The sequence below is a fragment of the Rhizobium sp. RM genome (assembly GCF_013390595.1).
Lineage (GTDB): Bacteria > Pseudomonadota > Alphaproteobacteria > Rhizobiales > Rhizobiaceae > Agrobacterium.
Map to the genome: position 1 here is coordinate 294,325 of NZ_JACAWV010000007.1, position 19,516 is coordinate 313,840.

21 protein-coding genes are annotated in these 19,516 nt (G+C 56.0%); 6 read left to right on the plus strand and 15 right to left on the minus strand.

Annotation, left to right across the window (positions count from 1 at the left end):
* Window positions 1-71 precede the first annotated feature (71 nt).
* On the minus strand, window positions 72-998 hold the full coding sequence (locus HWX89_RS06000) for a LysR family transcriptional regulator (protein WP_138793472.1): 927 nt from the start codon (window positions 996-998) through the stop codon (window positions 72-74).
* Between the two features lie 52 nt (window positions 999-1,050).
* On the opposite strand from HWX89_RS06000, the gene HWX89_RS06005 reads away from it, so the two are divergent.
* Window positions 1,051-2,283 (plus strand): acyl-CoA dehydrogenase, encoded by a 1,233-nt coding sequence (locus tag HWX89_RS06005; RefSeq protein WP_178340640.1) that lies wholly within the window; start codon window positions 1,051-1,053, stop codon window positions 2,281-2,283.
* Window positions 2,284-2,350: 67 nt separating this feature from the next.
* Here HWX89_RS06005 and HWX89_RS06010 read toward each other — a convergent pair whose 3' ends face one another.
* Window positions 2,351-4,282 carry a methyl-accepting chemotaxis protein gene (locus HWX89_RS06010; protein WP_138793474.1) on the minus strand — a complete coding sequence of 644 codons (1,932 nt, stop codon included), beginning with the start codon at window positions 4,280-4,282 and terminating at the stop codon, window positions 2,351-2,353.
* Between the two features lie 440 nt (window positions 4,283-4,722).
* Here HWX89_RS06010 and HWX89_RS06015 point away from each other — a divergent pair, with 440 nt between their 5' ends.
* Window positions 4,723-6,159, plus strand: coding sequence for an NAD-dependent succinate-semialdehyde dehydrogenase (locus tag HWX89_RS06015; protein ID WP_138793475.1), 1,437 nt, complete (start codon window positions 4,723-4,725; stop codon window positions 6,157-6,159).
* Between the two features lie 125 nt (window positions 6,160-6,284).
* On the plus strand, window positions 6,285-7,391 hold the full coding sequence (locus HWX89_RS06020; RefSeq protein ID WP_138793476.1) for a DNA alkylation repair protein: 1,107 nt from the start codon (window positions 6,285-6,287) through the stop codon (window positions 7,389-7,391).
* Here the strand turns inward: HWX89_RS06020 and HWX89_RS06025 are convergent.
* From HWX89_RS06025 to HWX89_RS06045, 5 genes are all read right to left on the minus strand, one after another.
* Window positions 7,388-8,419 carry a sulfate/molybdate ABC transporter ATP-binding protein gene (locus tag HWX89_RS06025; protein WP_138793477.1) on the minus strand — a complete coding sequence of 344 codons (1,032 nt, stop codon included), beginning with the start codon at window positions 8,417-8,419 and terminating at the stop codon, window positions 7,388-7,390. The genes HWX89_RS06020 and HWX89_RS06025 overlap by 4 nt on opposite strands.
* A gap of 3 nt (window positions 8,420-8,422) precedes the next feature.
* A complete protein-coding gene (gene cysW / locus HWX89_RS06030; protein WP_138793478.1) occupies window positions 8,423-9,307 on the minus strand; it encodes a sulfate ABC transporter permease subunit CysW in 885 nt (294 codons plus the stop codon).
* Between the two features lie 2 nt (window positions 9,308-9,309).
* On the minus strand, window positions 9,310-10,131 hold the full coding sequence (cysT, locus tag HWX89_RS06035) for a sulfate ABC transporter permease subunit CysT (RefSeq protein WP_138793479.1): 822 nt from the start codon (window positions 10,129-10,131) through the stop codon (window positions 9,310-9,312).
* Between the two features lie 75 nt (window positions 10,132-10,206).
* Window positions 10,207-11,193: a thiosulfate ABC transporter substrate-binding protein CysP gene (cysP, locus tag HWX89_RS06040; RefSeq protein WP_138793480.1), complete on the minus strand. Its 987-nt coding sequence runs from the start codon at window positions 11,191-11,193 to the stop codon at window positions 10,207-10,209.
* Between the two features lie 171 nt (window positions 11,194-11,364).
* Entirely contained in the window at window positions 11,365-12,435 is a 1,071-nt protein-coding gene (locus HWX89_RS06045; protein WP_138793481.1) for an enoyl-CoA hydratase/isomerase family protein, read from the minus strand.
* 278 nt (window positions 12,436-12,713) lie between these two features.
* Here HWX89_RS06045 and HWX89_RS06050 point away from each other — a divergent pair, with 278 nt between their 5' ends.
* Complete coding sequence (locus HWX89_RS06050) at window positions 12,714-12,956, plus strand: DUF2934 domain-containing protein (protein WP_138793482.1); 243 nt, start codon at window positions 12,714-12,716, stop codon at window positions 12,954-12,956.
* Between the two features lie 72 nt (window positions 12,957-13,028).
* On the opposite strand, the gene HWX89_RS06055 is transcribed toward HWX89_RS06050, so the two are convergent.
* Window positions 13,029-13,793, minus strand: a complete 765-nt coding sequence (locus HWX89_RS06055) for an SH3 domain-containing protein (RefSeq protein WP_353505657.1) — start codon at window positions 13,791-13,793, stop codon at window positions 13,029-13,031.
* Window positions 13,794-14,047: 254 nt separating this feature from the next.
* Between HWX89_RS06055 and ubiG the strand changes: the two genes are divergently transcribed.
* A complete protein-coding gene (ubiG, locus tag HWX89_RS06060) occupies window positions 14,048-14,794 on the plus strand; it encodes a bifunctional 2-polyprenyl-6-hydroxyphenol methylase/3-demethylubiquinol 3-O-methyltransferase UbiG (RefSeq protein WP_138793483.1) in 747 nt (248 codons plus the stop codon).
* Between the two features lie 7 nt (window positions 14,795-14,801).
* Here ubiG and HWX89_RS06065 read toward each other — a convergent pair whose 3' ends face one another.
* The 5 genes from HWX89_RS06065 to HWX89_RS06085 form a co-directional block, all read right to left on the minus strand.
* The gene (locus tag HWX89_RS06065) at window positions 14,802-15,287 is read right to left on the minus strand and encodes a DUF3291 domain-containing protein (protein WP_353505664.1); all 486 of its coding nucleotides are present in this window, start codon (window positions 15,285-15,287) and stop codon (window positions 14,802-14,804) included.
* A gap of 92 nt (window positions 15,288-15,379) precedes the next feature.
* Window positions 15,380-15,808, minus strand: a complete 429-nt coding sequence (locus tag HWX89_RS06070; RefSeq protein ID WP_138793484.1) for a DUF1178 family protein — start codon at window positions 15,806-15,808, stop codon at window positions 15,380-15,382.
* Complete coding sequence (locus HWX89_RS06075; RefSeq protein ID WP_138793485.1) at window positions 15,805-16,665, minus strand: carbon-nitrogen hydrolase family protein; 861 nt, start codon at window positions 16,663-16,665, stop codon at window positions 15,805-15,807. Before HWX89_RS06075 ends, HWX89_RS06070 begins: the two co-directional genes overlap by 4 nt.
* Window positions 16,666-16,683: 18 nt before the next feature.
* Entirely contained in the window at window positions 16,684-16,938 is a 255-nt protein-coding gene (gene grxC, locus HWX89_RS06080; RefSeq protein WP_138793486.1) for a glutaredoxin 3, read from the minus strand.
* A gap of 59 nt (window positions 16,939-16,997) precedes the next feature.
* Window positions 16,998-17,777 carry a ComF family protein gene (locus HWX89_RS06085; RefSeq protein ID WP_138793487.1) on the minus strand — a complete coding sequence of 260 codons (780 nt, stop codon included), beginning with the start codon at window positions 17,775-17,777 and terminating at the stop codon, window positions 16,998-17,000.
* A 95-nt stretch (window positions 17,778-17,872) separates the two neighbouring features.
* Between HWX89_RS06085 and HWX89_RS06090 the strand changes: the two genes are divergently transcribed.
* Window positions 17,873-18,754: a methyltransferase domain-containing protein gene (locus tag HWX89_RS06090; protein ID WP_138793488.1), complete on the plus strand. Its 882-nt coding sequence runs from the start codon at window positions 17,873-17,875 to the stop codon at window positions 18,752-18,754.
* A gap of 13 nt (window positions 18,755-18,767) precedes the next feature.
* On the opposite strand, the gene HWX89_RS06095 is transcribed toward HWX89_RS06090, so the two are convergent.
* Together HWX89_RS06095 and HWX89_RS06100 are read right to left on the minus strand one after the other, a co-directional pair.
* On the minus strand, window positions 18,768-18,965 hold the full coding sequence (locus HWX89_RS06095; RefSeq protein WP_178340641.1) for a Flp family type IVb pilin: 198 nt from the start codon (window positions 18,963-18,965) through the stop codon (window positions 18,768-18,770).
* A gap of 94 nt (window positions 18,966-19,059) precedes the next feature.
* Window positions 19,060-19,380 carry a hypothetical protein gene (locus HWX89_RS06100; protein WP_138793489.1) on the minus strand — a complete coding sequence of 107 codons (321 nt, stop codon included), beginning with the start codon at window positions 19,378-19,380 and terminating at the stop codon, window positions 19,060-19,062.
* Between the last annotated feature and the right edge of the window lie 136 nt (window positions 19,381-19,516).

The following is a 19,516-nucleotide window of genomic DNA, read 5'->3' on the forward strand; positions in this document are numbered from 1 at the left end:
CGGCGGTGCACTGTCGAGTCCGTGCGGGGCAAAAACCGGGGAACAAAGTCTAAATGCCGAAAACAGTGCGATTATTTGTGAAGCGAGGGATCGCTGGAGATGCGATAAGCTTCCGCCTGACGCACCAGCCAGTCACGAAAAAGCACCACAGGGCCGTGATTGACGCGAGATAACGGCGCTACGGCATAATAGGAACTTGGGCTTTTGGCAGGATGATCGAAGGCCTTCACCAATTGCCGCGACTTCAGTTCGTTCTCGATCAGAAAAAGAGGCATGAGTGCGACGCCGAGCCCTGCGATACAGGCCTGAGCGACACTGGAAAATTGCTCGAAACGCATACCCTGCGGCAAGGATATTGCCAATCCCAGACTCTGGAACCAGTGATCCCAAGCACCCGGACGCGACGCCATATGCAACAAGGGCAGACTTGCGACATCCCTCCCGGTTGCAACAGGATGAGAATTGAGAAACTCGGGACTGCAGACAGGCGCCACCATTTCCTGCATCAGAAAAGTACTTTCAGCCCCCGGCCAGTCCGCCTGACCTATGTGGATGGCCATGTCGATCTGCTCACGATCGAAATCAAACTGACCGATGCGTGTGGCAAAATTGATGGTGATTTCAGGATGACTGGCAACGAAATCAGGAATGCGGGGCAGCAGCCAGCGCGTGCCGAACGTCGGCAACATCGCGAGATTGAGGGTATTGCCATGCGTTTTCGTCATGACCTGCAAAGAGGCAGAACGTATTTCACCAAGCGCGGCGGCGACGGATTTGGCATAAGTCTGACCCTCTGACGTCAATCGAACACCGCGTGCACCCCGTTCGAAGAGACGAACGCCGAGCAGCTCTTCCAGCGACATAACCTGCCGGCTTATTGCTCCTTGCGTCAGTGCGAGCTCATCGGCAGCAAGGGAAAAACTGCCCAGCCTTGCGACAGAATCGAATGCGGCGAGCGCGCTGGTTGACGGCAAAAGCTTTCGGCTGAGCGGGGTCATCAGTCATTACTACAGGTAATGCGAAAATGAGTAAACATGGCTTGTACACGACATGCGAAGCACCAATAATCCGGCCAGAATTTGCGGAGGCATAAAAGTGAGCGAACGTGCAGCATTCAATTGGCAGGACCCATTTCTGCTGGAAGACCAACTGACGGACGACGAGAGGATGATCCGCGACACCGCGGCCGCCTTCGGAAAATCCGAACTGCTGCCGCGCGTCCAGGACGCTTATCTTTCAGAAACATCAGAACCGGAACTGTTCCGCCTGATGGGTCGCACCGGTCTGCTTGGCGTGACATTGCCGGAAGAATACGGTGCGGCCGACGCCAGCTACGTGGCTTATGGACTTGTCGCCCGAGAGGTGGAGCGCATCGACAGCGGCTATCGCTCCATGATGAGCGTGCAATCCTCGCTCGTCATTCATCCAATCTTTGCTTACGGTTCGGACGAGCAGAAAAAGAAATTTCTGCCCGGCCTTGTTTCCGGCGAACTCATCGGATGTTTCGGTCTGACCGAGCCCGATGCAGGGTCTGATCCCGGCGGCATGAAAACACGCGCTGAAAAAATTGCCGGCGGCTACCGCTTGCGCGGATCGAAAATGTGGATTTCCAACGCACCGATTGCCGATGTTTTCGTGGTCTGGGCAAAATCTGAAGCGCATAACAACGAAATTCGAGGCTTCGTGCTCGAAAAAGGCATGAAGGGTCTTTCTGCTCCAAAGATCAGTGGCAAGCTTTCGTTACGCGCTTCTATCACCGGTGAAATTGTCATGGACGGCGTCGAGGTTGGTGAAGACGCGCTCCTGCCCAATGTTTCGGGCTTGAAGGGACCGTTTGGCTGCCTAAACCGCGCCCGCTATGGCATTTCCTGGGGCGTGATGGGGGCCGCCGAAGATTGCTGGTTCCGTGCCCTGCAATACGGTCTTGACCGCAAGCAGTTTGGCAAGCCGCTGGCGGGCATGCAGCTTTATCAGAAGAAGCTAGCTGACATGCAGACCGAAATCGCGCTTGGCCTTCAGGCATCTTTGCGGGTGGGCCGTTTGATGGACGATCATCGTATGGCGCCCGAAATGATTTCGATCGTCAAACGCAACAATTGCGGCAAGGCGCTGGATATAGCCCGCCAGGCGCGAGACATGCATGGTGGCAACGGAATCCAGATCGAATATCACGTCATGCGTCACGCCCAAAACCTTGAGACGGTCAATACCTACGAGGGTACGCATGATGTCCACGCCTTGATCCTTGGCCGGGCACAGACTGGCATTCAGGCGTTTTTCTGATACCACGTAAAAGTCCGGGCGCGACGCGCGCCCGGACCAAATTCATGGCTTCACCTAAAAAAGAACGTCAGAATTCTTGCCATTCATCCTTGCTTGTGTCGAGCGCGGCATTCCCGGAGAAAGCGGCTGAGATCTTGCGGCCAAGTGCGCGCGCCGGTGATACGACGGGGCGGTCGTTCGCACCAGCAAGGATCACAGGCGATTGCGTTTCAGTTCCCAGCCTGAATTGACCGAGCAATTGGTTTAACGACGAAGCTTCCCGCGCAAGGCCATGGCTCGCAGCGGTGGACTCCTCGACCATAGCCGCATTTTTCTGCGTGTCCTGATCCATTTGGTTGACGGCAGCATTGATCTGCTGGAGCCCGGACGACTGCTCTTGTGCAGATTCAACGATCGCTGCCACATGCCGGTTGATCTCCTGCACCTCGGCAACGATCTTTTCCAGAGCCTTGCCGGTATCGCCGACCAGTCCCACGCCTTGCTGAACCTGCTCGTTCGATGTGGTTATCAACGTCTTGATTTCCCTTGCGGCATTTGCAGAGCGCTGCGCCAGCTCACGCACCTCCTGTGCGACGACAGCAAAGCCTTTGCCCGCTTCGCCGGCACGCGCTGCCTCGACACCCGCATTCAACGCCAGCAAATTGGTCTGGAAGGCGATATCATCGATGACGCCAATGATACTGCTGATCTCACTCGAGGACTTCTCGATCTTCTCCATGGCAAGAACCGCGCGGCGAACGACGTTACCCGAATTCTCGGCTTCATGGCGTGTTTTCGCGACCAGAGAACCGGCTTCCTGCGCACGCCGGGAAGCGTCTCTCACCGTGGTGGTAATCTGCTCAAGTGCCGCAGCAGTTTCCTCCACAGCGGCGGCTTGCTGCTCAGTGCGCTTGGCAAGATCATCTGCCGCGGACTTGATCTCGTTGGCTCCGGCATCGATACCCCGCGCGTTTTTCGACACTTGCACCATGGCCGTTTGCAACTTTTCGGCAGACTGGTTGAAATCGGCACGTACCGCGTCGAGGCTCTGTGTGAACGGCTGTGTGATGCGGTGAGCAAGATCGCCATTGGATAGTTTCGAGAGGCCGGATGCGAGATTGTCGACGGCAAACTGCACAGCTGCTGCGTCCTCGGCCTTTTGCCTTTCGCGTTCCATACGTTCTTTTTCCGACAGGCTACGGCTGGCCTCGGTCTCCTGCTCAAGACGCATCCGCTCGATGGCATTTTCGCGAAACACCTGAACGGCCTTCGCCATTTCGCCGACTTCATCCTTTCGGCCCATACCGTCGATTTCGGACGCGGCATCACCGGCGGCAAGCGACAGCATACGTTCACGAAGACGCATGATCGGTGTTGTTATTCCATGAGATGTGACGAAAAGCGCCGCAGCGATAACAGCTAAAAAAGCGACGCCGACGATGATCAGCGTCGTCGCGATCAGCGTGCCGTTATTAGTCGTCAGCAGATTGCTCTGCTTCTCGACGTCAGCCATTCTCTCCAGCAGGAATCCGACGAGATCGTCACTCAAGGGCATAATGAGTGCGTCGGCCCTTTGCAGCGTTATTTTGGCCTGCGCAGCTTCGCCACGCGATGCAAGTTCGACTGCCTCATCCGTCAGGGAAACCACGACACGCGTTCGAGCCAGGAAATCCTCAAGCTTTACGGCATACTGAGGAAAGAGATCGGCCGCAGCAGCAATCTGGTTCAGGACAAATGCTTTGGTGGGCGCATAGTCCTTGAAAATCACCTGGTAACGTTCGTGTTGCTGATCATAGGTCGATATCTGATAGGCGGTGTAGGCTAGACCGGCCAGATTGCGGTTGGCACGCGCCAGTTCCACTGTCGCCCTGTTATCCTTGCTGATGAAGTCGAAATAGACCTCGTCAGACGCATTGAACTGCGTGGAAATATGGGCAACGGCGCCAAGACCAGCGACGCACATCAACAAAATGATCCCAACTATCTTCGTCCGGATTCCGGTCTTTTCCAAAAGTGTCATTATCAATTCCAAACCAGCCAGACGCCCTCCCCGTGCCGAAGTTCGCCTGTGTCAAATGGACAGAGCACGTTGTGACCCAATCATTGGGACGCGGGACATCGTCTTCGGGCCAAGCCGGTCGAAAAACGCTCCAAACCGGAGCGATTAATCATGAAAGCATGCAACCACCGCGCTCCCCGTATGATTTCGAAGCATAAACAATCTCTTACAAATTAGTTGGATTACTGATTATTTTTCAATTTTTGGTGGATCTTTTCTCGAAGGCAGTTGAATGCATTCCGACACACACGGCGACCACCACGGCACTCGCAGCGCCCGATATTAGTTTTCGTCAAACCGTTGATTGTCGGCACCATCTATCCTACGTCAAGGACGCTATCATTCGAGAGCCGGCCTCCTCCCCGGCCCTGTCTACACCTCCCAAAACGAAAGTGGACATCATGCACAGCTATCCCGACATCAAACTCCTTATTGATGGCGAATGGAAAGACGCCGTTTCCGGCAAGACGATTGCTGTTTCCGATCCCGCAACCGACGAGATCATTGGTGCAATCGCGCATGCCGAAAAAGCAGACCTCGACCTCGCCCTCGCCGCAGCCGACAAGGGTTTTAAAATCTGGCGAGACACCTCTCCGTTCGAGCGTTCCAAAATCATGCGCAAGGCTGCCGATCTGCTGCGTGAGCGTAAGGACAAGATTGCCTATGTGATGACCCGCGAGCAGGGGAAACCATTGGCACAATCCGCGGGAGAAATTCTCGGCGCGGCCGACACGATCGACTGGTTCGCTGAAGAAGCCCGCCGTACCTATGGTCAGGTCATTCCGGCACGCGCGACCGGTGTATCGCAGCTCGCCATCAAGGTCCCGGTTGGCCCCGTCGCGGCCTTTACGCCATGGAACTTCCCGATCAACCAGATCGTTCGCAAGCTATCTGCCGCGCTTGCAACAGGCTGTTCAATTATCGTCAAGGCACCGGAAGAGACACCCGCCTCTCCTGCAGAACTGATCCGCGCCTTCGTTGATGCAGGTGTACCTGCCGGCGTTATCGGGCTCGTCTATGGTGTTCCGTCCGAAATCTCCGAATACCTCATCCCGCACCCGGTCATCCGCAAGATCTCGTTTACCGGCTCGACTCCGATCGGCAAGCATCTTGCTGCACTTGCCGGCAGGCACATGAAACGCGCCACGATGGAACTTGGTGGCCACGCACCTGTGATGATCTTCGATGATGCCGATATCGAAAAGGCCATTGAAGTGACCTCACTGGCAAAGTTCCGCAATGCCGGCCAGGTTTGTGTCGCGCCCACCCGCTTCCTTGTGCAGGAGGGTGTTGCCGACCGCTTCGTCGAAGGTTTCGTAGAAGCAACCAAGGCCATCAAGGTTGGCAACGGACTTGAAGACGGTGTTGTCATGGGTCCGCTCGCCAACGAGCGTCGCATTCCGGCACTCGAAGAGCTGATCAACGATGCCGTTTCGTGCGGTGGCGAGTTGAAGACCGGTGGCCGTCGCATTGGCAACAAGGGTAATTTCTTTGAGCCGACGGTCCTCTCCAACGTACCGACGACCGCCAAGATCATGAACGACGAGCCCTTCGGGCCGGTTGCCATCATCAACCGCTTCTCAAAGCTTGACGATGCGGTCTCCGAGGCCAATCGCCTGCCCTTCGGCCTTGCTTCCTATGCCTTCACCGGCTCGGTAAAAACGGCACATGCCCTGAGCCATCAAGTCGAAGCAGGGATGCTCACGATCAACCACAATGGTCTGGCTCTGCCGGAAGTGCCATTTGGCGGCATTAAGGATTCCGGTTACGGCACCGAGGGCGGATCTGAAGCTGTCCAGGCATATCTGGAAACCCGCTTTGTCAGCCAGATGAGCTGATCAGCCAACGCAGTAATTCAAGGCCCGGCTAGCTTTTGCCGGGTCTTTTTTTCGTTCAAACCTTATGCTTGCCTAACATTGTCTGATCACATAAAAGAACAAACGAGGAACGAAGTGGGTCGACAATGAGCGAGACAACCGAAACGGCAGCACCAGCGCTGAAGGAAATATTCAATCGCGAGCGCCTTCAGCATATCGCAGTCCAGACGAAAGCTGTTCACGCCCCTTTCGATGTCTCTGCATTCATGGCGCTAGCGACCAACGATCTCGACAGCCTCGGGATCATGCAGCGCATGCGGCAGGTCGCGACCAGCCTTCACGCCACGCTTCCCGGCGACTACGCACGCAACATTGAAATCCTTACGGACCTCGCGCCACGCATCGGACATGGTTTTGCGTCCATTTCGTTGCCGGAATACGTGGCGCTCTACGGGCGCGCCCATTTCGAGCTATCGATGCAGGCGCTGCGTTATTTCACCCGTTTTGGCTCTTCTGAATTTGCGATCCGGCATTTTCTGAAGGAGGACATGCCGCGGACACTCGCTTTCATGGAAACCTGGTCTCGTGATGAAAATGAACACGTCCGCAGGTTGGCGAGCGAGGGTTGTCGTCCGCGGCTCCCCTGGTCGTTCCAGCTCAAAGCCCTTGTGGAAGATCCTTCGCCGGTCACCGCTATCCTCAGCAATCTGAAAAGTGATGGCGCGCTCTATGTCAGAAAATCGGTTGCCAACCACCTGAACGATATCACGAAGGACAATCCCGGCTTCGTATTCAAATTGTTGCAAGATTGGCCGAGAGATCACAAACATACCAACTGGATCACGCGGCAGGCGCTACGTACACTGATCAAAAAGGGCGACGTCACCGCTCTTGCCTATCTCGGCGCGGATGAGGCAGCCGAGATGGCAGTACAAGAGTTCGCAGTATCGCCGCAAACAATCACTCTTGGAAACACCGTAGATATTACGGCGTCATTCGTTTCCTTGGCCAAATGCCAGCAAAAACTGGTGGTCGACTACGCCGTCCACTACGTCAAGAAAAACGGTGAAACGTCTGCCAAGGTTTTCAAGTGGAAAGAGATGAACGTGCAGCCGGAAGAGCGTATCTCGCTCACGATAAAACGCGCGATACGTGATTTCACCACCCGTAAGCACTATCACGGACGTCACAGGATTGATCTCATCGTCAACGGACAGACCGTAGCGGAAACGTTCTTCGATCTGGAAAGCTAGTCCTGCTTTGACGGGAAAATCTTAGCACGACGGATGATGATCGAACCGCGTTCCCCTGCCTCCACATTACTTTCCGGCGGCACATCGAATTCCAGTTGATCCCCGTTGTCCGTATTGGCAATCACACGGCGCTCGCCCGCTCTATCAAGAACACGGGTGACACGCGCTGGAATGCCATCATGTAGATCGTCCCATTCAAGATCACCTGGACGGGCATAAATCTCGACCGCCCCATCCGCCTGACCGTAAGCAAACGGTAGTTCGCTTTTACCGACGTAAATCTTGCCACCGCGAGCTTCGCCGGAAACTTTGTTGGCATCACCCAGAAACTTCATCACAAAAGCACTGTTTGGCTGGCGGCAGACGTCTTTTGGCGTACCTTGCTGGACTATTTCGCCTTGATTGAGAATGACAACGCGATCGGCGAGATCGAGCGCCTCTTCCTGGTCATGGGTAACGAAAATCGTCGTGATACCGAGCGCATCGTGAATTTCTCGCAGCCAGCGCCGCAGATCCCGACGCACGTTGGCATCGAGAGCACCAAAAGGTTCATCCAGAAGCAGGACCTTCGGATCGACGGAAAGCGCACGGGCCAAAGCAACGCGTTGCCGCTGGCCACCGGAAATCTGTGCGGGGAACCGATCCCCTAGACCATCAAGCTTCACCAGACGTAAAAGCTCTTCAACGCGGGCCGCGATTGCCGCCTTGTCGCGCTTCACCTTAGATACCTTCATGCCGAAGGCTATGTTTTCGTTCAATGTCATGTGTGGAAACAGCGCATAGTGCTGAAAGACGAAACCAACACCGCGATCACGCACCGGAATGTCGGTTGCGTCCTGATCCCCGAAGAAAATCCGCCCACCATCAGTAAATTCAAGGCCCGCGACCATACGCAAGATGGTCGTCTTGCCGGAACCGGAAGGACCAAGCAACGCCAGAAGCTCACCGCTTTCGATGTCGAGCGAAACGTCACGCACGGCGCGAAATGTATCGAAGGTCTTCACCACGTTTTCGAGGCGAATTTTCATGGATCAGGTCTCCGTAACAGTGGCTGTGCCATTCGTCTTCTTGCGTCCGCGCCCAGCACCGCGTCGCTCCAACGCCACTTTGGCAATGATCGTGACGACTGCAAGAAGTGCGAGAATGGAAGCCGAAGCGAAAGCACCAGCTGTCTGGTAGTCGTGGTAAAGCAGTTCGATATGCAGCGGCAACGTGTTCGTCTGGCCGCGAATATTGCCGGAGACGACAGAAACAGCACCGAATTCACCCATCACACGGGCATTACAAAGCACCACGCCATAAAGCAGGGCCCATTTGATATTGGGGAGTGTGACCGAAAAGAACGTTCGCCAGCCTGATGCACCAAGCGACGTTGCCGCCTCCTCAAGATCGCGTCCCTGTGCCTGCATCAACGGGATTAGTTCACGCGCGACAAATGGTGCTGTGACGAACATCGAGGCAATCACGATGCCGGGCAATGCAAACAGGATTTTGACGTCATGCGCATCAAGATAGGGACCAAACAGTCCCTGAAGACCGTAGACGAAAAGATAGGCAACACCGGCCACGATCGGCGAAATCGAAAAGGGAATTTCGATGACCACAAGCAGGAAGCGTTTACCGGGAAAATCGAACTTGGTAATTGACCAGGCCGCGGCAACCCCAAAAAGCGTGTTGATCGGGACAGCAAGGAGCGCCGTTACCACCGTCAACATGATAGCGTGGCGGGTATCGGGATGGGCGACCGTCGCGGAATAGGCTTTCCAACCTTGTGAAAACGCTTCAACTCCGATGATGATAAGCGGGGCGACAACGAGTAATGCCCCAACGACCAGCACGAAACCGATCAGACTGCGGCGAACAAGCGCGCTATCGCCGACACGCGGCGGCCTGGGATGGCTCGAGTGTGCGCCCATGATCAACCCCTTACCGTGTAGCGCAACGCCCGCGCCTGTAGAAAGTTGGTCAAAGCCAACATGAGGAATGCCGTGATCAGCAGCACGGACGCCACGGCTGCGGCGGCCTGATAATCATACTCTTCCAACCTGATGAAGATCAGCAATGCGGTGATTTCCGTCGACATAGGCTGGTTGCCTGCAATGAAAATGATTGCGCCGAATTCGCCAAGGGAGCGTGCGAACGACAATGATAGTCCCGCCAGCAAAGCTGGCGTCAACAGCGGCAAGATCACCTTGCGAAAGATTTCGAAGTCCGAACCGCCAAGTGACTGGGCCGCTTCTTCAAGCGCGGGATCGAGATCCTCGAGCACAGGCTGTACTGTGCGAACGATGAAAGGCAAGCTGGTGAAGGCCATCGCGACCATAATGCCAAGCGGTGTATAGGCAACCTTGATGCCGGCATGTGCAAGTATGGAGCCGAACCAACCGTTCGTAGCGAACAGTGCGGTCAACGCGATACCAGCCACAGCAGTTGGCAGGGCAAAGGGCAAGTCGACGATTGCATCGACAATACGCCAGCCGGGGAAGCGGTAGCGGGTCAGAACCCACGCAAGTGCCAATCCGAAAATGACGTTGAACAACGTCGCGGCGAGCGCGCAAAGCACGGTGACACGATAGCTTGCGACAGCACGTGGCGATGAGATGATGGACCAGTACTCGGTGGGGCCGAGACTTGCCGCCTTGAACACCAATGCGGCCAAAGGCAAGAAGACGATGATCGCGACATAAGTCAGGGTGATGCCAAGGGACAGTTTCAGTCCCGGCAGAACATTGCGCTTCAACCCTTGCCCCCACTCATGAAAAAGCGACCCGGCGGTTTCCCGTCGGGCCTGGTGTTTCGTTCGTTGAATTATCGATTAACGGCTGCCGTACAGCGTATCAAGCGTGGCGCCAGAGGCAAAATGCTCTTTCTGGATCTTTTCCCAGCCACCGAACACATCGTTGACATTGACGAGACGGATCGCCGGAAACTGATCCTTGAACTCGCCGACGACCTTCTCGTCATGGACACGGTGACCGAACTCGGCTGCGACCCGCTGACCTTCCTCGGTATAGAGGAAATCCAGATAGCTCTTGGCCAGTTCGCGCGAGCCGCGCTTGTCGACCACCTTGTCCACCACAGCCACCGGGAACTCAGCCAAAAGGCTGACAGAAGGTACCACGCCTTCGACCTTTTCTTTGCCGTACTGCTTGGCGATGCCGCGGGTTTCCGCTTCAAAGGTAATCAGAACGTCACCGATTTCACGCTCCACGAATGTGGTGGTCGCTGCGCGACCGCCAGTGTCGAACACTGGAACGTTGTCGAAGATCTTCTTGACGAACTCCTCGACCTTCTTCTCGTCACCGTTGAACTTCTCCTTCGCGAACGCAGTCGCGGCCAGATAGGTGTAACGCGCATTGCCGGATGTCTTGGGATTCGGGAAAACAATCTTCACGTCATCGCGGACGAGATCGTCCCAATCCTTGATGTTCTTTGGATTTCCGGCACGGACGAGGAAGGACGGGAAGGAATAAAAAGGAGACGCGTCGTTCGGAAAATCTTTTTGCCAGTCAGCCGAGACAAAACCCTGTTTTACCAGGAAATCAATGTCGGTGACCTGATTGAACGTCACAACATCGGCTGCCAATCCCTCAACGATGGCGCGCGCCTGCTTGGATGTTCCTGCATGCGACTGGTCAATTGTGACACCAGGATGCAGCTTGATGAAAGCCTCGTTTTCAGCGGCAAAAATCTCGCGCGCGATGTCGTAGGACGCGTTGAGAATGGTTGTCGGCGACTGTGCGTGCGCAACACCCGAGATAAGAGCAGCGATAGCAGTGCCGATGATAAGAAGACGTTTCATGAATACCCCCGAAAGTCGAATGGTCGACAAAATACCGGGTGACGGACAGCGCCGCGAGAAACAGTCGTTCTTTCCGTTGCAAACAACGAGAAATTCCATCCTGAAACAACAGCCTGTCGAAACGTTACTTCCTTCTGAAAGTTTAAACGGAATTTCTTTTGCGGCGCAGCATCAAAGACGGTGGTCAGGAAAGAGCCGTACACCCTGCTTATCCAGGTACGTGCGAATGTGGTCTTCTGTCACGTCTGCAAGCGTCGCTGGCGACCAGTGCGGATTGCGGTCCTTGTCCACAATTGCCGCGCGAACCCCCTCGTAAAAATCATGCTGACGCAAAACCTCAGCGCCCGCTGAAAATTCACGCTCAAGGCATTCCATCAGGCTGGAGCTCTCACGCCCCATTCGCAACAGTCGCAATGTCAGCTTGAGGCTCGTCGGTGACCGCTTCTGTAATGTCTCGAGTGTTTCGTGCGAGAAGGTGTCGTCGTTCTTTCTCAGCGCCTCGATAATCTCCTCGACAGTATTGTAACGGAATGCCGCATCGATTTTGCCGCTATTGGCTTCGAGGACACTCTCGCCAGCGTCTCCGGCATATTTCAGGATTACGTCCTCAACATCGTCCTGATAGGCAACCCCGGTCAATTCCTGAACCAGATCCAGCAATTGACTGGAAGGGACGAACCAATCTGCCAACCCGGCGTAGATCGCGTCAGCAGCCAGTACCGTGTTACCCGTCAAACCGAGCCAGGTACCGCATTCGCCCGGCGCTTTCGGCAATAGCCAGGTCGCTCCGACATCGGGAAAATAGCCGATCCCTGTTTCCGGCATCGCCAGCCGTGTTCGTTCTGTGACGATCCGATGACTGCCATGTGCTGAAATCCCGACCCCACCACCCATCACGATACCATCCATCAACGCCACGTAAGGCTTCGAGAAATGTGCAATGCGATAGTTCAGCGGGAACTCCTCGCGCCAGAACCGCAACAGATCGGGATCGTTGGCCTTTCCGAGATCATGGATAATTCGGACATCACCGCCCGCGCAAAGCCCGCGCTCTCCCTCTCCTGCGACAATGACGCAGACCGTTTCCTGCGCCTGCTCAAACCTTGAAAGGGCCTTAGAAAAATCGAGAACCATTGGAAGCGTCAGACTGTTAATCGCTCTGGGACGATTGAGGCGGATATGGCCAGCTTTGCCTCTTGTTTCGACGAGGATATTTTCCGCTGCCTGTATTGCAGAATTCATCGGTGCCTCCCTGCCAATTTTGTTGTTTGCATCTTGGCGGCGCGGGAACGATCACGCAACGTTGATCTTCGGGCACGGCATGGGTTCCCGCATTTTCCTCGCATCTGTCAAAAAAGGCTCGAAAACCTATTTCGCAACGCAGCATGTTTGCTTGACGCGTTGGAAATCATGGCATGTAATGGATTTCGGAAATGCCGGCATTGAGTCCAGTCGAGCGTATGCCGGACCAAGCGAGTGCCGCCTTGTCAAGGCGCTGTTAACAGCAACGGGAGACGAGCATGCAGGTTTCGGAACACGAGTGGATCAGCAAACGCGCCTACACCCTTTGGGAAAAAGAAGGTCAGCCGCATGGCCGTGACGCGGAACATTGGGAGCAAGCCAAAAGCGAATACGCGCTCCTGAAGACGTCCGAGGCGACAAAACCCGCTGCCCGCAAAAAAGCAGCTCCCAAGGTAGAGGTGGCTGCAACAGCAGCTGCGAAATCCAAAACACGCGCCAAAAAAGCGATTGCGGCAGAATAAGCTGTCTGCCGACCTTCCGGCGCAATTCATGAAGAAAACCCGACGGGGTAAGCGTCGGGCCTTGTCTATCGATCAGTTGCAGTTTTGACCGTCGGGGCAAAGCCGCGGCCTTGGTGGTTTGTCTCTGTTGAGATCCCACTCCATGGTGCTGCGGTTGCGTTGCTGTTGTTCAGCCTGGCCACGATCATCGTTACGCTGTTCATCGCGACGTTGCTCGCTGCGACGCCATTCGTCGCGTCGGTCATCGTCACGACGTGGACGCTGATCCTGGTTCCAGTCACCGTAGCGTTGCTCCCAACGACCATCGTTTGGGCCACCACCCTGACGGGGATCACGCCACTCGTCACGGCGACCATCGCGCCATTCATCACGCGGACGTGGGCGATCCCAGTCTCCGCGCGGTGGCGGCGCATTCCAGTAGCCGCCGGAGGGCGGTGGACGACGCCAGCGGTCGCGCTCGCGGTAGAAGTCCCGGTCGCGATAATAACGGTCCCAGTAACGTCCCACTTCAAACGTTACGATCGGAACGCCAAGGTCGCGATAATAACGCGGCTCGACATACACCCGGTTCTGTCTGTAGGTCGTCTCAATGTACCGACCTGCAACCCAGCCGCGACCGCGCGCGAACGAAACGTCACACCACGGGGCATCGGAAAGGCAGCCATTGACCACCAGCGGTGCGCCGACCGGAATGACGACAACAGCCGGATAGGCCGTGCTCGGACCCGAGCGCATATTCACATTGGCCGTCGCGAAGCCGCGCGTCGCAGCCTCGGCGAGCGCCGGAGCAGCAAGCATCGCCAGCATCGCGATTGCGCCCATAAGTTTTTTCTTCACGTTCTTCTCCTCCGGCAAGGCCACGCCTTGCCATCTTCAGCCTCACCGTGCCCGGTGGACAGCGGCCGTATTCAGGTACTGTCGAAAGCGAAAATACCCGGTCGACCATGAACACAGCATGAAACAAAATGCCGACCCGTTCAGTTCCCTGCGACGACATACCGCCCAGTTTTTTACTGCTCGTCGGAGGGACCGGCCTTGACTTCAAAGGGCATTCATCCGACTTCAGTCAGACAAAAGATGGAGCATGCCCCATGAGCGAACCCGTACAAACAACCGTCGACCAGAGCGAAGTAGACCGCTTTTCGGCAATGGCGGCCGAATGGTGGAGCCCGACAGGCAAGTTTCGACCATTGCACAAGTTTAACCCTGTGCGGCTCGAATATATCCGCAACAGCATCTGCGAGAATTTTGGCCGAGATCCCAAGGCCCATCGGCCGCTGGAAGGCCTCCGTATATTGGACATTGGTTGCGGCGGCGGACTTCTTTCCGAGCCGGTAGCACGTATGGGTGCCGACGTGGTTGGCGCAGACCCTTCCGAAAAAAACATTGGGATTGCTTCCACACACGCGCAGGAAAGTGGCGTTGCTGTTGATTATCGTGCGGTGACTGCCGAGCAATTGCAGGAGGCAGGTGAAACCTTCGACGTGGTCCTGAACATGGAAGTCGTCGAGCACGTGGCCAACGTCGACCTCTTCGTAACGACCTGCGCCAAGATGGTGCGCCCCGGTGGATTGATGTTCGCAGCGACCATCAACCGCACCCTGAAAGCGCGCGCGCTTGCAATTTTTGCGGCCGAGAATGTGTTGCGATGGTTGCCACGCGGAACCCATCAATATGAAAAGCTGGTCCGCCCTGAGGAACTGGAAAGGCCAATGGTCGCGAGCGGCATGGACATCATCCATCGCACAGGCGTGTTCTACAACGTTCTCCAGGACAAGTGGAACCTGTCGCCTGATATGGACGTGAACTACATGATGCTGGCGAAGCGGCCTGGCTGAGATCGCGTCAGACCGGGATCGACTTTATGACCGATAACAGATCCTTTTGACCAAGTGCATTTCTTGCAGAAATTTCCTTTGCTTTGGCTCGGTCTATTTCAAGGGCTGAACCATCGGGGGCGAATGGCTGTTTGAAGGTGAAAGCATGAGGTGACGAGCCTTGGTCATGCAGATGCTCAAACCGCCGTACTGCCTCTTCCCAAGTCGGATGGTGTCCTTCGTCGACCCACCACAGGACCAGCGACGGCCATCGCTGCGGCACATTCCAGCTGCGACCATGCTTCAGCGCTTCCGCGTGAACGCCCGAATAGGAATAGGCCATCAACGATTCCGGATCGCGCCATATCGAAAGTGACGACACCCCGCTGACGGCCCCGTTTTCTTGAAGGAAGCGCGGAAAAATCTGCCTGCCCCAGCTTTCAGGACCAGGCTCACCGTCATAACCAGATCTGGACACAAAGCCTTCGGCGCGCTCAGCAGCCTCGAAATTCAGCGGCTCTCAGCGGGCAAAACCGGCGACCGCGGGATCATCGTATGGTGCAACCTGTATCCCGAAATTATAGATTGCCAGCAGCAACCCTGCGATCAGTTCACGTCGTCGGGCAGGATCGGTAGCGGTGCGATCTCGATGCCCTCATCGATAAGTGCCTTGGCTTCCTGAATGGAAGCATGCCCGACGATCCCACGCTCATCGGCTTCGCCGTAATGTATCTTGCGCGCCTCTTCAGGAAATTTATCGCCGACGTCCTCCGAGTTGGCCCGGATGTTGGCAACGGCTTCCTTGATTTTGGCGATGGCCTCCTTGCGTGCCGTATCCATCGCCAATGACTGCCGCTCGTCCTTCTTGCGGGCAGTCGACACCGACGGGGCCATCAAAAGCTTCGAGATGTTGAGCGAGTTGCAGACAGGACAGGAGAGAAATCCGCGCTGCAACTGATTGTCGAAATCCTCGCTTCCGGCAAACCACCCTTCAAATTCATGGCCTTTATCACAGGCCAGCGCATAGCGTATCACGCCGCCTCTCCTCCGCTCGGGCGCTCATAGCCAACGGTTTCCAGCCTGAATTCCCGGGCATTTTTCAGATTGGGTATCTTGCCGCGTGCGGACGCAACGAGAGAAGGATCGATCTCGGCGAAGATGATCTCCTCGCCCGCACCGCCCGCCACGGCCAGTACCTTGCCCCAGGGATCGATAATGATCGAATGACCAAACGTCTCGCGCCCATCCTCATGCACGCCGCCCTGCGCGGCAGCAATCACGAATGCACCGTTTTCAATCGCGCGGGCGCGAAGCAGGATTTCCCAATGCGCCTCGCCGGTCTGCCGGGTAAAGGCTGCAGGAACGGTCAGCACTTCGGCGCCGGCCATTGCCTCGGAGCGGAAAAGTTGCGGGAAGCGAACATCGTAACATATCGCGAAGCCGAACTTGGCAAGCGGCAGGTCGGCAACGCGCGCTTCACCACCTGGTTCGTAGGCGGCACTTTCGCGCCAGCTCTCGCCATTGTCGAGATCGACATCGAACATGTGAATCTTGTCGTAGGCACAGACCCGCGCGCCATCCGGTGCAAAGAGGAAGCCGCGATTGGCAATTTTGCCATCGGAGCGGGCGATCGCCGTCGAACCAACATGCACGTAGATGCCGAGTTCCCGCGACAAACGAGCCGCTGTCGTAACGATGACATCACCGTCTTCGTCTTTAAGAACGGCTCGAAGTTCCTGTCGGTTTTTCTGAAGAGCACCCGTCATTTCAGGTGTCTGCACATAGACCGCCCCCTGGGAGGCCGCATCACGGATCAGGCGCTCCATGTCGGCTGCGTTTTTGACCGGGTCGACACCGGAACGCATTTGGATAGCGGCAACCTTGAATGTCATCGCGTCCTCCAGTCCGGATCAGTTTGCCAACATCGGGTCAAGTTTACCGGCCCGATCCAGTGCATGCAGATCGTCGCAGCCACCGACATGCTGGCCGTTTATGAAAATCTGCGGGAATGTCGTGCCGCCAGATTTCTCAATCATTTCCTGTCGATATTCCGGCGTGGTGGTGGCGTTGTATTCTGCGTAGTCGACGCCCTTGCTTTCAAGCAGCGCCTTGGCGCGCGCGCAATAGCCGCAAAAATCTCGCGTATAGATCGTAACCGATGCCATGTTTTCCAGCCTCACAAACCGATGTGCGACAGCACACGGTTTTCATTTTCACTGGTGATTCATATAGGGCCGGAAACAGCCATTGCAAAGATCAAAACGGTCACATCGGCGGCACCGGCCTTCTTCAAAACACGGGCCGCAGCGGCCACCGTCGCGCCGGTTGTATAAACGTCATCAACGAGAACAATGCGCTTTCCGACGACATCCGTTTCATGACCGGGCGCGATCGCAAAGGCACCACGCACATTGTCCTGCCGTGCACGCGCTGAAAGGCCAACCTGCCGCTCTGTCGGTTTGACGCGCAGAAGCGTTCCGGCAAGCAACTGCTTATCGGCAAGCCTTACAAGATGTCTTGCCAACTCCGCCGACTGATTGAAACGCCGCTGCGTGAAACGTCGGCGATGCAACGGGACCGGAATGACGTAATCGCAGGCCCCCACCCTCCCCTCACTTGCCCGCAGCATCCATGACGCCATGAAAGGAGCAAGGTCGGTCCGATCTTGATATTTGAGACGGTGGACCAGTTTGCGGGCGACACCATCGTGGATCGCAACCGCCCGCAACCGGTCAAAAGCCGGCGGATTGGCGATGGCCTCACCGCTGACGACACCGTCTCCATGATCGAGGGACAATGGAATTCCAAGAACTTCGCAATAGGGGCGCTCTATGAAGCCCACATCCCGCCAGCATTCGGGGCAAAGCGCGCCATCTGCACCTGTCATCCGGCCGCAGGCGGCACAGGTCGGTGGATAGACGATGTGAAAGACCGATCGAAGAGCAAACCGCCCCATCGCCTTAACAGTCCCGAACATGGAAAACAGCCCTACACCAGCACCCATGAGGTTGACTTTAGCTTCGAACGGGTGCCTTTGCGAGAGCGATATGAAAGACGGCTTGCCGAATAAAACGGCGAAAGAGCCGAAGCAGGCTGACGATGGATATTCTTTTTGACGAAGCGCTGATCGAGGCCAACCGCCGGAGAGCGTGGAACAGGCGCGACGACAAGGCTTTGTTTCTTCTCGATATGGCAGCGGAAGAACTGGCTGACCGCCTGGCCATCGTCGAACGTCGGTTCGAAACCGCGATTGAACTCCATGGCGCGACCGGGGTGACTGCCAGACGGCTGACGGAAACCGGCAAAATCGACAGCATTCAGCGCATCGAGACGGATACTCGTTTCGAACTTGATGGACAGTTGCCGCAGGTTGCCTCGATGGAACACCTGCCGCTGACGGAAGCGTCCGCCAATCTCATCGTATCACCACTGGCCTTGCACCTGACCAATGATACTCCAGGCACATTGATCCAGATCCGCAGGGCGCTGAAACCGGATGGTCTTTTTCTTGCTGCGATACCGGGCAGCGGTACGCTTCACGAGCTGCGAGACGTTCTCTTGGCCGCCGAGGCCGAACTGACTGGCGGCGCAAGTCCACGGGTCATTCCTTTTGCTGATGTGCGTGACGTTGGCGCGCTGTTGCAGCGCGCTGGTTTTGCACTCCCGGTGACCGATGCTGAATCCTACACGGTTCGCTACGATTCGATTTTTCCGCTGATGCGAGATCTGCGCGCCATGGGCATGGCAAACCCACTCAAGGACCGCAGTCGCAAACCGCTTAACCGCGCGTTTTTCATGCGTGCAGCGGAGCTTTATGCGGAACGTTATTCAGATCCCGATGGCCGCATCAGAGCAACATTTTCGATTATCTATGTCTCTGGCTGGGCACCGCATGAGAGCCAGCAAAAACCGCTGAAACCGGGCTCTGCCAAGGTTCGGCTTGCCGACGCACTGAAAACCACTGAGGTCAAGCTGTCCTGAAGGCAACGATCAATCAGCTGACATAGGCCGCGAACGTGTCGATGATAATCTGAAAAACGCCATCGATCTGGGTGCCAATACTGCGCATGCCAGCGATGATCCCAACCGAAATCAGGGCCGTGATCAGCCCATATTCGACCATTGTGGCACCGTTTTCATTTTTGAAGAAACGGCGGAAACATCCCGCCAGTCGATTTTCACCGTCCAACATCCGGCTCGCCCCCGCGAAACGTAATATGCCTTATTACAAACGCGGTCATTCTTAGGGGCATTGCGTTTGGATTTCGTTACCGAACTGGCAGAAATCAGCAGCCGCGCTCGTTGTTGTAACCTGTGACGACGCAAGGCATTTCAGGCATTGGCTGGGTGATACTGCGACGGATGGAATACGTCTTGCCCGTATCGACATTGTTCTTACGGATAGATCCAGTGGATATCATGTCGATATTGTCGGGATACTGTGCGACCCGTGTCGAGGATTTACCCGCAAGCATGGGCGTCAGGATCAGAGAAAGCGCAATGGCAGCAGTTCCGAACAGCAGAGCGACATTGAGCACGCCGGTGCGGCGGGATTTATTGGAATACGAATGACGGTCTTCAACCGTCTTCCAGAAATCCTCATTCATCGCCAAACCTCATGCTGTGCAATTTTCCGCTTATTCAGAACGAAATTGCCAGATGGTGCTGAATGATCTGTTAACGCAGGCCCCATTTTGGCACGGCAAACCTGTGGAAAACCGGCGTTTCACGAAGCTGTTACGT

What these genes read in the sequence shown, in the direction of transcription:
- HWX89_RS06000 (WP_138793472.1), bottom strand. Translation starts at nt 998, where the DNA reads ATGACCCCGCTCAGCCGAAAGCTTTTGCCGTCAACCAGCGCGCTCGCC.
- HWX89_RS06005 (WP_178340640.1), top strand. Translation starts at nt 1,051, where the DNA reads ATGCGAAGCACCAATAATCCGGCCAGAATTTGCGGAGGCATAAAAGTG.
- HWX89_RS06010 (WP_138793474.1), bottom strand. Translation starts at nt 4,282, where the DNA reads ATGACACTTTTGGAAAAGACCGGAATCCGGACGAAGATAGTTGGGATC.
- HWX89_RS06015 (WP_138793475.1), top strand. Translation starts at nt 4,723, where the DNA reads ATGCACAGCTATCCCGACATCAAACTCCTTATTGATGGCGAATGGAAA.
- HWX89_RS06020 (WP_138793476.1), top strand. Translation starts at nt 6,285, where the DNA reads ATGAGCGAGACAACCGAAACGGCAGCACCAGCGCTGAAGGAAATATTC.
- HWX89_RS06025 (WP_138793477.1), bottom strand. Translation starts at nt 8,419, where the DNA reads ATGAAAATTCGCCTCGAAAACGTGGTGAAGACCTTCGATACATTTCGC.
- cysW (WP_138793478.1), bottom strand. Translation starts at nt 9,307, where the DNA reads ATGGGCGCACACTCGAGCCATCCCAGGCCGCCGCGTGTCGGCGATAGC.
- cysP (WP_138793480.1), bottom strand. Translation starts at nt 11,193, where the DNA reads ATGAAACGTCTTCTTATCATCGGCACTGCTATCGCTGCTCTTATCTCG.
- HWX89_RS06045 (WP_138793481.1), bottom strand. Translation starts at nt 12,435, where the DNA reads ATGAATTCTGCAATACAGGCAGCGGAAAATATCCTCGTCGAAACAAGA.
- HWX89_RS06050 (WP_138793482.1), top strand. Translation starts at nt 12,714, where the DNA reads ATGCAGGTTTCGGAACACGAGTGGATCAGCAAACGCGCCTACACCCTT.
- ubiG (WP_138793483.1), top strand. Translation starts at nt 14,048, where the DNA reads ATGAGCGAACCCGTACAAACAACCGTCGACCAGAGCGAAGTAGACCGC.
- HWX89_RS06075 (WP_138793485.1), bottom strand. Translation starts at nt 16,665, where the DNA reads ATGACATTCAAGGTTGCCGCTATCCAAATGCGTTCCGGTGTCGACCCG.
- grxC (WP_138793486.1), bottom strand. Translation starts at nt 16,938, where the DNA reads ATGGCATCGGTTACGATCTATACGCGAGATTTTTGCGGCTATTGCGCG.
- HWX89_RS06085 (WP_138793487.1), bottom strand. Translation starts at nt 17,777, where the DNA reads ATGGGTGCTGGTGTAGGGCTGTTTTCCATGTTCGGGACTGTTAAGGCG.
- HWX89_RS06090 (WP_138793488.1), top strand. Translation starts at nt 17,873, where the DNA reads ATGGATATTCTTTTTGACGAAGCGCTGATCGAGGCCAACCGCCGGAGA.
- HWX89_RS06095 (WP_178340641.1), bottom strand. Translation starts at nt 18,965, where the DNA reads ATGTTGGACGGTGAAAATCGACTGGCGGGATGTTTCCGCCGTTTCTTC.
- HWX89_RS06100 (WP_138793489.1), bottom strand. Translation starts at nt 19,380, where the DNA reads ATGAATGAGGATTTCTGGAAGACGGTTGAAGACCGTCATTCGTATTCC.